The 12,832-nt window shown below is 41.0% G+C and carries 12 protein-coding genes; 1 reads left to right on the forward strand and 11 read right to left on the reverse strand.

What is annotated here, in order from left to right; genetic code table 11:
- Positions 1–25: 25 nt before the first annotated feature.
- Together IGL24_RS14790 and xylA are read right to left on the reverse strand one after the other, a co-directional pair.
- Positions 26–1,642: a glycoside hydrolase family 43 protein gene (locus tag IGL24_RS14790; protein ID WP_207115460.1), complete on the reverse strand. Its 1,617-nt coding sequence runs from the start codon at positions 1,640–1,642 to the stop codon at positions 26–28.
- A gap of 104 nt (positions 1,643–1,746) precedes the next feature.
- Positions 1,747–3,054, reverse strand: coding sequence for a xylose isomerase (gene xylA / locus IGL24_RS14795; protein ID WP_207115461.1), 1,308 nt, complete (start codon positions 3,052–3,054; stop codon positions 1,747–1,749).
- Positions 3,055–3,311: 257 nt separating this feature from the next.
- On the opposite strand from xylA, the gene IGL24_RS14800 reads away from it, so the two are divergent.
- The gene (locus IGL24_RS14800) at positions 3,312–4,463 is read left to right on the forward strand and encodes an ROK family transcriptional regulator (protein ID WP_207699687.1); all 1,152 of its coding nucleotides are present in this window, start codon (positions 3,312–3,314) and stop codon (positions 4,461–4,463) included.
- 119 nt (positions 4,464–4,582) lie between these two features.
- Here IGL24_RS14800 and tkt read toward each other — a convergent pair whose 3' ends face one another.
- The 9 genes from tkt to IGL24_RS14845 form a co-directional block, all read right to left on the reverse strand.
- Positions 4,583–6,577 (reverse strand): transketolase, encoded by a 1,995-nt coding sequence (gene tkt / locus IGL24_RS14805; RefSeq protein WP_207699686.1) that lies wholly within the window; start codon positions 6,575–6,577, stop codon positions 4,583–4,585.
- Positions 6,578–6,747: 170 nt separating this feature from the next.
- Positions 6,748–7,437, reverse strand: a complete 690-nt coding sequence (alsE, locus tag IGL24_RS14810; RefSeq protein WP_207699685.1) for a D-allulose 6-phosphate 3-epimerase — start codon at positions 7,435–7,437, stop codon at positions 6,748–6,750.
- Positions 7,437–8,090, reverse strand: a complete 654-nt coding sequence (fsa, locus tag IGL24_RS14815; RefSeq protein ID WP_074800904.1) for a fructose-6-phosphate aldolase — start codon at positions 8,088–8,090, stop codon at positions 7,437–7,439. Before fsa ends, alsE begins: the two co-directional genes overlap by 1 nt.
- 31 nt (positions 8,091–8,121) lie before the next feature.
- Positions 8,122–9,222 carry a PTS fructose transporter subunit IIC gene (locus IGL24_RS14820; RefSeq protein WP_206859212.1) on the reverse strand — a complete coding sequence of 367 codons (1,101 nt, stop codon included), beginning with the start codon at positions 9,220–9,222 and terminating at the stop codon, positions 8,122–8,124.
- A gap of 24 nt (positions 9,223–9,246) precedes the next feature.
- The gene (locus tag IGL24_RS14825) at positions 9,247–9,561 is read right to left on the reverse strand and encodes a PTS fructose transporter subunit IIB (protein WP_010734014.1); all 315 of its coding nucleotides are present in this window, start codon (positions 9,559–9,561) and stop codon (positions 9,247–9,249) included.
- Between the two features lie 20 nt (positions 9,562–9,581).
- On the reverse strand, positions 9,582–10,031 hold the full coding sequence (locus IGL24_RS14830; RefSeq protein ID WP_207699684.1) for a PTS sugar transporter subunit IIA: 450 nt from the start codon (positions 10,029–10,031) through the stop codon (positions 9,582–9,584).
- Between the two features lie 15 nt (positions 10,032–10,046).
- A complete protein-coding gene (locus tag IGL24_RS14835) occupies positions 10,047–10,358 on the reverse strand; it encodes a PTS fructose transporter subunit IIB (RefSeq protein ID WP_206859215.1) in 312 nt (103 codons plus the stop codon).
- A 33-nt stretch (positions 10,359–10,391) separates the two neighbouring features.
- The gene (locus tag IGL24_RS14840) at positions 10,392–10,799 is read right to left on the reverse strand and encodes a PTS sugar transporter subunit IIA (protein WP_207699683.1); all 408 of its coding nucleotides are present in this window, start codon (positions 10,797–10,799) and stop codon (positions 10,392–10,394) included.
- Positions 10,789–12,273 carry a BglG family transcription antiterminator gene (locus IGL24_RS14845; RefSeq protein ID WP_207699682.1) on the reverse strand — a complete coding sequence of 495 codons (1,485 nt, stop codon included), beginning with the start codon at positions 12,271–12,273 and terminating at the stop codon, positions 10,789–10,791. The genes IGL24_RS14840 and IGL24_RS14845 overlap by 11 nt, the downstream gene beginning before the upstream one ends.
- Positions 12,274–12,832: the final 559 nt, after the last annotated feature.

Raw genomic sequence — 12,832 nt, forward strand, 5'->3', positions numbered from 1 at the left:
TTACTCCTGAAACGACAACGCTGTTTTATTCACTTTGTTTTTCCCGATAATCAAAATAATCAAACACAGCTGGCAAATCATACCCTGAGTAATCGACATTGACCATGCCGACAAATGCGCCCGTAAAGAAACCGCCATGCGTCTGGTTAACATACTCATCGGATAATACTTTTGCATCTAACTGGATCGCTAATTCTGTCCATGCTTTTCCGTCAAATGAATAAGCATAGGTGTATGTCTCCTTTCTGACAATTGTCTTGAAATAAACCATCGTCACATCTTCTGGAACCGGAATCGCCTGTTCTTGTAAATAACTTTTGAATACACCTTGATTATTCTCAGTGATTTCAATGACCCGACCTTTTTCTTCCTGCCAAGTCACTTGGATCATCGACCAATGCTGCGAATTATAATAATTCGTCAACCCTGCCATTTGTTGGAACGTCGTCGGTGAATAACTCAAGGCAGTTTCTGCTTCAAACTCAAAAGCTTGCCAACGCCTAGCAACAAGTGAATGCCCATGTGTATTGGCTAAACTTCCAGCACCTCGTAATGTCAACTTGCCATCTTTCAAAATTCCGATCTCCTTCGTAAAAGGAACACGTACTGTTTGGAATTGTGATGGCAGCTCACTTTGTTCGAAGTCGGTTCTTTGTACCACTTTTTCATAAGGATGAGGGGTCACTCCTTTTGGTGCGTCTACTTCTAAGCTCCCTTGCTTTCCGCCCACGATTTCTGGCCATAAGTCTTCCGACCATGTTACTTTTTGGATCGCTGTTTCTCTGCCTAACGTACACCAGCCACGAGGGTCGTGGATCGATTCATTTTTGTGATGCCAAGGTCTGCCGGTCAAATGGGCAAAATACCATTCGCCTTCTGGTGTACTGACTAACGCGCCATGACCACATTTTTGCAGTGGATTTTCTGGAGAATCATAGGCAGTTAAAAAGGTCTCTGCTTGACTCTCAAACGGTCCTTCTAACGTTTTTGCACGTGCGACCACTTCTTGGTGCGTATAGACAGTGCCACCTTCTGCACAAAACAAATAATAATAACCGAACAACTTATACAGATGCGGTCCTTCCACTAATTTGACGTCGGTTCCTTTCCAAATGATCTTGCCTGTTTCAGGAAGCAAGCGTTGTTCTTCCACTGAATATTCAGTACATTTGATCCCATTGAACGGATGATGGTATTCGCGGTGATCCCATTCCATTTGAACCAAGTATTTTCGGCCATTGTCATCATGGAAAAGTGAAGCATCGAAGCCGACACCGTTCAGTCGAATGGGTTTGCTCCATGGACCAGTGATTTCTTCTGCGGTCGTCAAATAATTTGTACAATCTTTGAACGCCCCATTGACCACTTTGACATCGGTGTAAACTAACCAAAATTTTCCATCCGCATAAGATAAATCTGGTGCCCAGATCCCTCCTGAATCTTCATTCCCTTTCATATCCAACAGCTCAACAGTCGCTAATGGGCGGGCCACTAAGCGCCAGTTCATCAAGTCTTTTGATTCATAGATCTGAACACCTGGAAACCATTCAAACGTTGAGTTAGCAATGTAATAAGTATCATCTACTCGTATGATCGATGGATCAGCATGAAAACCTGTTAATACTGGATTTTTAATTTTCATCGTGCACCTCATTTTATTTTTTTAGGAGAATCTCTCTCAACGATCGAAAAGGGGGCAATGACAGCTATCTTTAGCTAACCGAAAGAGATTCTTCATCAGATGGATTAAACCAAATAATCATTCAAACAAGATTTGACATATTCAATATGACTGGATTCCAACTCGATGTCTTTCAAGTTCAACGCATAGTCCGTCAAACTTTCCAGATCTTCTTTGTCATTGACGATGGATTCCCCAATGCCTTCTTGGAAAGTCGCATAACGTTTTTCTTTTAAGGTATCGAAGAAACGATCTTCTTTTAATTTCGCGGCTGCTTTCAACCCTCTCGCAAATGTATCCATTCCAGCAATATGTGCTAAGAACAGATCTTCCATCGCGAAACTTGAACGACGGACTTTTGAATCAAAATTGATTCCACCAGGTGCGATCCCGCCATTTTCTAAGACACCATACATAGCCAAAGTGACATCATAGACGTTCGTTGGAAACTCATCGGTATCCCAACCAAGTAACACATCCCCTTGATTCGCATCAAGTGAACCTAACGCATTGTTGATTCGTGCCACTTCGATTTCATGTTCAAACGTATGCCCAGCTAAAGTGGCATGATTGGCTTCCAAGTTAAGTTTGAATTTCTCTTGTAGACCGTATTTTTGAATGAATTGTAACGCAGTCGCTGCATCAAAATCATATTGATGTTTACTTGGTTCCATTGGTTTTGGTTCAATCAAGAACTGTGGCGTATGCCCAATTTTTTCACTGTAGGCGATCGCCATTTTGAACAAACGTGCAATATTATCTTGCTCAAACGCCATATCCGTATTCAATAACGTTTCATATCCTTCACGACCGCCCCAGAATACATAATTTTGGCCGTTGAGTTTTTTGGAGATATCTAAGCCTTTTTTGACTTGTGCTGCGGCATAAGCAAAGACATCTGCATAGTTTGTTGAAGCGGCACCGTTCACATACCGTGGATGGCTGAACATATTCGCTGTGTTCCAAAGCAGTTTGATTCCTGTACGCTCCATGTGTTCCTTGATCAAGTCTGTGATTTCATCTAAATTGGCATAGAATTCTTCTAAACTGTTTCCTTCAGGTGCGATATCGACATCATGGAAGCAAAAATAGTCAACGCCTAGTTTTTCTAAAATCTCAAAGAAGGCAGCTACTCGATTTTTGGCTGTTTCCATTTCAGTCGCGCCCATCCATGTTCTTTGATTGACTGGTGAGCCAAATGGATCACTGCCATCTTGTGTCATAGTATGCCAATAAGCGACCGCAAAGCGTAAATGCTCCTTCATCGTTTTGCCAGCAACGACTTCTTCCGGATTGAAATGACGAAAAGCAAAGGGATTGGTTGTCGTTGTTCCTTCGTACTGGATTTTTTCTACTTGTGGAAAATAGCTCATTATAAATTCCTCCTAATTTGTCTTTCTCTATTAGTTAGTTCATCGAACAAACTAACTTAACGAGTATATAGTATACGCTTTCATTTTTATAGTCAAGCTATTTTTTTATTATTATCAAAGGATTATTATTCTAATCCAGTTAATTCACTGGCTTTACAAAACGAATTAGCTGCAGATAAATAACTAGAAAAATAATGAGATTACCAGTATACTTTAGGACGTATCCTCATTACATAATGAACAGGAAGTGATTTACTTTGGAAAATCCAATTTATACCCGACGTAGCCCGAATGAATCTTTATGTTTAGAACTCATTATGAATCATCCTGCACTTTCTCGTGCTGAGCTTTCAGCCAAGACCGGGCTAACAAAAGCAACCGTCTCTGCCATTGTCAAAAAATTGATCGATGATCATCTCGTGATCGAAACCGGTATTGGCGAATCAAGCAATGTCGGCGGACGGAAACCAATCATTCTTCAATATAACGGAAAAGCGGGTCTTTCGATTGCCATCGATATCGGCTATAACTACATCAATGGTCTATTGACTTATTTAGATGGCGAGGAAGTCCAACATATCAAGAAAAAACCAATCACACTAGATGAAGAAGCCATTGATCGTTATCTTTCAGAAATCTTTACTCTATTTGAACAACAGATGCCTACGACCGAGTATGGGATTATTGGCGTGGCGATTGCCGTTCATGGCCCCGTCTATCATGGCGAACCCATTTTTGGTCCTCACTATAACTTTGATCATATACCTTTTCGCAAAATCGCAGAAAAACTTAGAAACTATCCTGTTTATTTAGAAAATGAAGCAAATCTTGCAGCTTTAGGTGAGTATACTTTTACCTCCGATTCCAAAAATCTTGTAAGCATCAATATGCACAGTGGGATTGGTGCTGGTATCGTCAAAAATGGGAATTTAGAAGTTGGTGCGCATGGCTTTGCTGGGGAAATCGGGCATCAAATCATCGTCATGGATGGGAAGGCATGTCGCTGTGGTAATCGTGGCTGTTTGGAAATGTATGCCGCAAATAAAGTTTGCTACGAGCAATTTGCTCAAAGGAAAAAACTGGATTATGTCAATGCCATCATTCTTCGAGAATATTACCAAAACCAAGATCATGATGCACGGGAAGTCGTTGAAGAAAATATCAACTACTTGACGATAGGCATCAACAATCTGATTGCCCACTATGATCCGTCGATCATCGTTTTGAATAGCTCACTCTATCGTGAAATACCTGATATGATCGAACAACTAAGAGGGAATCTACGAAATCATTTTTCAAATCAATTAGTTGTCCGCAACAGCTCATTGAATGAAAAAGCGACACTGCTTGGAGGCGTAGTCTTAAACCTTCAACATTTTTTAGGAATCAAACACTTAAAACTAAAATAACAATAAAAAATCTGCCGAACTGGAATCGAATGATTTCCGGTTCGGCAGATTTTAACTAAACAACGTACATCTCTCATCATTTACGTAGATTTTGTCTTATTAATGAACAAGAATACATCCTACAATTGGTCAAAGACTTCAACTACATGCTCTACTGTAAACTGATAGTTTTTGATGATCGTCTCGCCAGGTGCGCTCGCACCGAAGCGATCGATCGCAATGATTGCCCCTTGTGTCCCTGTATAACGTTCCCAACCAAAAGAAGCAGCCATTTCGATAGAAACACGTTTTGTCACTGCTTTTGGGAAGACACTTTCTTTGTATTCAGCTGATTGTTTTTCAAACAAATCAAAACTTGGCATTGAAACGACAGAGACGTCTTTGCCTTGTTCTGCTAATACTTTTTGTGCATCGACAGCTAAAGCTACTTCAGAGCCAGTGGCGATCAAGATCCCTTCTGGTTGGTCTCCTTTTGCTGGTGATAAGACGTAAGCGCCTTTTTTGACCATGTCATCTGCCACTTCTTTTGTTGATGGCAAAACAGGTAAGTTTTGACGACTTAGTACTAAGATCGTCGGTGTATCTGTTGACTCCATGGCTACTTTCCATGCGGCACGTGTTTCGTTGCCGTCTGCTGGACGTAGGACATGAACTCCTGGCATACTTCGAACAGAAGCCAATTGTTCTACTGGCTCATGCGTTGGCCCGTCTTCACCGACCGCTACCGAGTCATGGGTCAACACATAAATGACTGGTGTATTTTGGATCGCTGCTAAACGGACAGCTGGTCGCAAGTAATCCACAAAGACAAAGAATGTCCCCCCATAGATGCGTGTACCGCCATGTAATTGAATTCCATTCATCGCAGATGCCATTGCGAACTCACGAACACCAAACCAAATGTTGCGGCCTTCATAGTGTTCAGGTGTGAAATCTTTGTCCGCTGTCACCATCGTATTGTTTGAGCCGGATAAATCAGCTGAACCACCCCAGAAACTTGGGATCGCTTTTGATAATTCTTGGATGACTTCTTTACTAGACACACGACTTGCTTGGCTTTCGCCTTCTTCGTATGTTGGCAGTTCTGCATCCCAATTTTCAGGTAATTTTCCAGCAAATGCATCTTCAAATTGTTGTGCTAATTCTGGATAAGCTTCTTTGTACGCAGCGAACATGTCATGCCAAGCATTTTCAGCTTTTTCGCCTTCTTCGACCATTGTTTGATGGAAACGTTCCGCTACTTCTTCTGGTACGGCAAAGTCTGGATATTCCCAGCCATAGATTTCTTTGGCTTTTTGAATCCCTTCTATACCGATTGGCGCACCGTGGACCGCAGAAGTTCCTTGGTTAGGTGCGCCAAAGCCGATCACTGTTTTCACTTCGATCAATGTCGGTTTGTCTGTTTCTGCTTTCGCTTCTTCGATCGCTTTTGAGATCGCTTCTAGGTCTGTCCCATCTTTGACTAAAAGATGTTGCCAGCCATAAGCTTCATAACGTGCGCCAACATTTTCAGTGAACGCTTTTGAGGTTGGTCCGTCTAAAGAGATATCATTTGAATCGTATAACACGATCAATTTGCCAAGTTTCATATGGCCAGCCATTGAACTTGCTTCTTGAGAAACGCCTTCCATCAAGTCGCCATCGCCACATAACGCATACGTGTAATGATCCACGACATCAAAATTTTCTTTGTTGTACGTCGCTGCCAAATGTGCTTCTGCCATCGCCATACCAACTGCCATTGCGATTCCTTGACCGAGTGGGCCAGTTGTCGCTTCCACACCGTCTGTATGGTTGACTTCAGGGTGTCCTGGTGTTTTTGATTCCCATTGACGGAATTGTTTCAAGTCATCGATCGTCACTTGGTACCCTGCTAAGTGTAACAAGCTGTAGAGCATCGCTGAACCGTGTCCTGCAGACAAGACAAAGCGGTCGCGATCGACCCAATTTTTAGATGTTTTAGGATTTACTTTCAAATGTTTCGTCCACAGTGCATAAGCCATTGGCGCGGCACCCATTGGTAACCCCGGATGTCCTGAATTTGCTTTTTGTACTGCGTCGATACTCAATGTACGGATCGTATTCACGCCGAGTTGATCTACTTTATCAAACAAAATAATTCCTCCTTGTTCATTCATATAAAATAATGTTTGTTTCGCAATTTGAAAATAAGACAAGAGAATCAAAAATGAAGCGAGCATTTTCGATTTTCCTGTCTTATTACTTGGAACTGACCGCTCCTCTCACAACCTCTGATAAACGGTGTTCAAGGAGCAACCTCTTTTTACCCGATCGTTTTCCCAGTCATTTCTTCATAATCGGTTTTCATAATCTCCCATGATTTCTCGATTTTTTCGTCTAAGCCGAAGAGGCCACTGCGGCCGACGATGTAGATGTCTGGTCCTGCTGCATCAATTCGTTTGAATGATTTGCGATTGGAAGAGCCGTCCATTTCAATGACGTAGTGATAGCCTTTTTCTTCACGTAGTTCGCGTAAAGCAACGATTTTATCAAGTGTGCTTTCAATAAACCGTTGTCCAGCAAAGCCTGGATCAATCGTCATGATCGTGATTTTATCGACCAATTCGATGTATGGGAAGATGGATTCGATCGGTGTTTCTGGATTCAAAACGACGCCTGCTTTTAACCCTGCATCATGGATTTGATCGATCAAGCGAAAGGCTAGACCGTCTAATAATTCAGCGTGCATACAGATCCATTCACACTTTTGTTCGATTAATTGATTCACCCAAAAGCTTTGATCTTTGACCATTAAGTGAGCAGACATCGGCAAGTTACTGATTTTACGTACCTCGTCAATGAACCATGGAGATAACGTGATATTTGGTACGTAATGACCGTCCATGATGTCGATATGATAAGAATCGACATGCTCATTTAAAAATTCGATTTGTTCTTTGAACTTATCCAAGTCCATCGTCATCAATGAAGGTGAAAATTCAACTTTTCCCATTATTTGTTCCCTCCTTGAAAGCTTTCCCAGTCTGCCATGAATTGAGCAATCCCTTTATCTGTCAATGGATGACTCCACAATGTTTGGTACAATGATGGCGGTACAGTGGCAATGTGTGCGCCGACTAAACTCGCTTTTTCCACGTGTTCTGAATTGCGAACACTTGCTGCGATGATTTCTGTAGAAAATCCGTAAGTATCAAGTACTTCCCGAAGTTTTGCGACAAGTTCGATCCCGCTCGTGCCTGTATCATCTAAGCGACCTAAAAATGGTGAAATAAATGTTGCCCCTGCTTTTGCCGCTAGCAATCCTTGCGCCACAGAGAAAATCAATGTGACATTGGTTTTGATCCCCAATTTTGATAACTCATTCGTCGCTTTCAATCCTTCTTCTGTCATCGGGATCTTGATCACGATATTTTCCGCCCATTGTACGATCTCTTTCGCTTCAGCGACCATCCCATCTGCTTCCAAGCTAGTCACTTCTGCTGAAACAGGCCCATCAACGATCGAACAGATTTCTTTGATGACTTCTTCAAATACGCGTCCTTCTTTTGCAATGATCGTCGGATTGGTTGTCACCCCATCGACTAAGCCTAATGCATTGATTTTTTTGATTGCTGTTACATCTGCTGTATCTAGAAAAAATTTCATCGATTTTGCCCCTCTTGTTTACTCACTTATTTTAAAAAATTTGGATATCTTCTAAACTGATATCTTCTTCCTCTTTTTCAACTACTAAGTCCATCTCTTCTTCTGGCACGTTCTTTTTGATCACAGCTAAAACAACTGCTGTTACTAGCACGTTGACTAAGATCGCGATCACACCTGCCCATGGTCGAGACATCGTTGGGATCATCAAGACACCACCGAAAGGAACTGTTGCATCTGCACCTAAGATCATCGTTGTCGCTCCACCAGCAAAGCCTCCGATTGCTGTTGCTACTACGCCACGTACGATATCATTCATCACTAAAGGAATGACACCTTCAACGATATTGATGACACCCATTGGCACTGCTGATTTCAATGTTTCTACTTCCACTTTAGTATAGATATTCTTGCGGAACATTTTTGCGATAAAATAAGCTAAGCCAAAGCCGATCGGTGTTGCTGTATTGACTAATTGCAATGCGGTGATTGGACCGTTCAACCCTTCCGCTTGCATCGTCAACACAAAAGCAAATACAGTTTTGTTGATTGGTCCACCGTAGTCGATTCCACTTAACAAACCGATCACACCACCAAAGATCAATAAAGAAGAATTGCCTAATCCATCTAAGAAATTCGTTAATAATAGCGTTAATGCTGCAATTGGTGCGCCAATGATATACACCATGATCAAGCCACCAACGATTGATGCGATAAACGGAATAATCAATGTCGGCATCAATCCTTTTGCCCATTTTGGAACTTTGACATGTTTTAAAATACCTAAAACAAGATACCCGGCTAAATAACCACCTAAAATCCCACCGATAAATCCAGCGCCAATTGCATTCGCTGTTAAACCAATGATAAAACCTGGTGCGATCCCTGGTTTAGCTGCAATAGAATAAGAAATCCCCGTAGCGATCACAACTGGCAATAAGCCTAGTCCTGCGCCACCCATCGTTGCTAGTGCATCCCAAATCGAAAACTCGCCTTGTACAAGCGTTCCTTGGCTTGTTCCACCAAAGGCCATACCGATCGCAATCAAGAATCCAGCACCACATACGATTGGAATCAGATATGAAATCGCTGTCAATAAATGTCCTTTTAAATTTAACCTTTTAATTGCCTCCATTTTTTGTCTCCCCCATTCTGGTAATTATTGTTGCACGACTACTTCTTCCACTTTTTCAATCAGTTTGCTCGGTGATTTCACAGCAACTTCAGTCGGAACTTGAACGATACGTTTTCCTTCAAAACGTTCACGTCCACTGATTTTGACATCTACTGCTAAAATCACAACATCTGCTTGACTGATTTGTTCTGCCGTCAATTCATTTTCGATCCCGATCGTTCCTTGTGTTTCCACATGGATCTCATGACCTGCTTTTTTTGCGGCATTTTCCAACTTTTCTTGCGCAATGTACGTATGCGCGATTCCCACCGTACATGCTGCTACTCCAACGATTTTCATTTTTTCTTCCTCCTTACTTTTTATCCAAATGCAGCGACAACTTCATCGATTTCTTTTGCAGCAATCAATCGTTCAACGACTTCATCATTTCCCAGCTTACGTGCAAACAAGGACAACAGTTTCAAGTGTTTTTGCGCACCTTCCGTATCATCTCCGACTGCAAATAAGATAATTCCTTTAACACCTTTGCCGTCTAATGTTTCCCAAGGGATCTCGGTTTCCGTCACTCCGATCGCCACACCGACTTTTTTCACATATGCGCTTTTTCCATGAGGGATAGCGATATAATTGCCGATACCTGTTTGACCTTGTGCTTCTCGTAAGTAAATGTCTTTCACAAATGCTTCGACATCCGTAATATATTCTTGTTCATATAAGCGATTAGCTAATTCATACAAGACCGCATCTTTCGTTTTTCCATCTAAGTTCGTTTTGATAATTGTTGGATCAATGATTTCTTTGATCTCCATTTTCCTCACTCCTCGTTAGTTACTGACAACTTCCATTGCTTTTTCGATTAATTTATTTGGTGATTTGACCGCGATCTCCGTTGGGACTTGGATGATTTTCTTTCCTTCAAAACGTTCACGTCCACTGATTTTGACATCCACTGCGAGAATCACGAGATCCGCTTGGTCGATCGCTTCTTGCGACAATTCATTCTCGATTCCAATCGTTCCTTGCGTTTCTACATGGATCTCATGTCCCGCTTTTTTTGCGGCATTCTCTAATTTTTCTTGTGCAATATACGTATGCGCAATACCCACGGTACACGCTGCTACTCCAACGATTTTCATTTTTTGTTCCTCCAATTTTTAGTCGTATTTTTATCACTCTGCAAAATTCCCTGCTTTCAAATCATCTAGATAATCCGGATCAGCAAGTTTTCGCATAAAATCAGCAAGTCGTCGTTTGACTGCCAATGTTTCATTTTCTGCTAGTAAGACAACAATGATCAATTCTACTTGTGCGATTCGTTCCGACCATTCAGTAATTGGTTCTTCCGGACGAATCAGCCAAATCTGTGTTTTGGTTAACGCTGAATGTTCAAGATGAGGGAGAATCACACCTTCCTCAATTTGAATATCGCCTGCCGCTTCACGTTCAAGTAATGCTTGGTAAATCATTTGCGCCGCTTCCTTTGACGTAGGAAAAGCTTGTTCACTGATCCATTCATACGTCGCTACTTTAGAAGTAAGTGCGATCTGATCGAATATTTCCACAAAATTATCTGTCATGATAAATGTCCTCGATTTTCTTTTGGATTCTTGACTGATCGTCAGCAGTTAGCATCGCACTAACGATCAAAGATTGGACAGGAAATGCTTCTTTCAAGCCAACTGTCGTTAAAATCAATTCGATCCCTGGTGTCTTTTCTAACACCGACTGATAATTTTTCGTGCTGATCACATCGACGATCTCTAATTCAGGGAATTTTTTGGCTAATTTCACCTTCAATAATTCAGAAGTCCCAACACCGGTCGTACACATGATCAGCGTTTGAATCGGAAATTGATGCGTCTCGATCATTCGGGCAAAATACAATGTAATGAACCCGATCTCATCGGGAGTGATCGTTGGTAATTGAAAGGTTTGACTCACCTGTTCTGATACTTCTGCTACAGTATTGAAAATCGTTTCATACGTTAACTGGATTTGATCCAACAAACTATTTTTGACCCTGATTTGATGACGCAAGCGATTGATCAATGGTTTGATATGATTAGCAAGATCTGTAAAAATCAGCTCATTTGCCACGTTAAGATTTAGCTTTTCACCGACTTGATGCAAATAATAAGAAGTAATCTCAATCACTTCTTCCGTGAACGTTTGTGTTTTCGATTGGTTATTATCTGTTCTAGAAGAAAGTAGATATTGATAGAGATAATAGATCTCGCTGACTGGTAATTTAGTTTTCAAGTACACTTCTACTTGGCGGATCACTTCGATCGCAATATCACGAATCACAGATTCTTTATCTAAAAATTGCAATTGTTCCATCGTTAATTTTTCACCAGCCGCTTGGTAATTCGTCTTCCTTGCTCGACGTACAGCAATGTATAGATGGGAGAAAATATTGATATTGTATGGATAAGGAATCGTTCCATTCAATTTCTTTTCAATCAGCTTGATCTGTTCGATGACAAAATTCGCATCATAACGATTGAAGTCGAATTCATCAGATAAAGCGATTTCATCAATATCGAAAATATTCAATCGCTGAATCAATTCAGTGATTGCTCGGCGGATATTCTCTTCTTTCCCTTCGATGGCTAATGTCCGATTTTTGCGGATCAACTGTAGATCATACGTTGCGATCCGTTCGGCAATGATTTTTTCATCATTTGCAATGGCTGAGTCACCGACATAATACGTTTGATACAAATCAATGACTTTCAGTGCTTTAGGAGAGGATAATAATAATTCTTCCATTACATTATTTTGTCGTTCTGACGGTAGGACTTCCACAGAAGACACAATTGTTTGGTTCGTTTGTGCAATATATTTTTCATAATCAAGTTTGTATCCTCGACCCTTTTCTGACAAAATCAGCGGGCCATTCGGAAACTCATCATTGATTTTTTTAACTAAGCGGTAGACGGTCTTGGTAGAGGTACTCATTAACTCTGCCAACACTTCAGAAGTAACATAATCTCGTTGTTTTGATAAAAGAAGCGTTAATTTATTCCCTCGATCCATTTGACTAGTCATAGCTCTATCCCCCCTGTATCTTTATCATAAGCGATTTTTTTGATCCTGCTTCACTACACAATGTCCATTGCAGCGGACAAAATGTATTCGGTTACACAAGGTTGTGAGAAAGCCGGTCAGCTCCGAATAGTAAGGCGGAACGTGGGAAAATAGCTTCCTATATTTTTTCACGTTTCGACTTACTATTGAAGGAGCTGGCTTTCGAACACCGTTTATTAGGTTGTGAAAGAAGCGCTCAGCACTGAGTAATAAGACAGAAAAATCGAAAATGGCTTTTTCATTTTTGATTTTTTTGGCTTATTATTGAAGTGCTGCTTCTTGAACACCGTTTATCAGGTTATGAGAAAAGCGTTCATCTCCAAACACCTAAGAATCTGCCCCTCATTCCCAGCTTCTTCACAACCATATAGTTACATTATTTAAACTAAAGATAACTATATGAAAACATAACACTTTGGTCATAAATTTTAAAGCGAACATCATAAATAACCTTTTGAAATATTTTTTAATTTAAGATTTTATTCTCTCAACCAGCTTGATTGATTCGTAATGCCAACAT

The sequence above is a fragment of the Enterococcus sp. DIV2371 genome (assembly GCF_050498525.1).
Taxonomy (GTDB): Bacteria; Bacillota; Bacilli; order Lactobacillales; family Enterococcaceae; genus Enterococcus_B; species Enterococcus_B mangumiae.

Coding starts and splice junctions, on each gene's coding strand:
- IGL24_RS14790 (WP_207115460.1), bottom strand. CDS start 1,642: ATGAAAATTAAAAATCCAGTATTAACAGGTTTTCATGCTGATCCATCG.
- xylA (WP_207115461.1), bottom strand. CDS start 3,054: ATGAGCTATTTTCCACAAGTAGAAAAAATCCAGTACGAAGGAACAACG.
- alsE (WP_207699685.1), bottom strand. CDS start 7,437: ATGGGAAAAGTTGAATTTTCACCTTCATTGATGACGATGGACTTGGAT.
- fsa (WP_074800904.1), bottom strand. CDS start 8,090: ATGAAATTTTTTCTAGATACAGCAGATGTAACAGCAATCAAAAAAATC.
- IGL24_RS14820 (WP_206859212.1), bottom strand. CDS start 9,222: ATGGAGGCAATTAAAAGGTTAAATTTAAAAGGACATTTATTGACAGCG.
- IGL24_RS14825 (WP_010734014.1), bottom strand. CDS start 9,561: ATGAAAATCGTTGGAGTAGCAGCATGTACGGTGGGAATCGCGCATACG.
- IGL24_RS14830 (WP_207699684.1), bottom strand. CDS start 10,031: ATGGAGATCAAAGAAATCATTGATCCAACAATTATCAAAACGAACTTA.
- IGL24_RS14835 (WP_206859215.1), bottom strand. CDS start 10,358: ATGAAAATCGTTGGAGTAGCAGCGTGTACCGTGGGTATTGCGCATACG.
- IGL24_RS14840 (WP_207699683.1), bottom strand. CDS start 10,799: ATGACAGATAATTTTGTGGAAATATTCGATCAGATCGCACTTACTTCT.
- IGL24_RS14845 (WP_207699682.1), bottom strand. CDS start 12,273: ATGACTAGTCAAATGGATCGAGGGAATAAATTAACGCTTCTTTTATCA.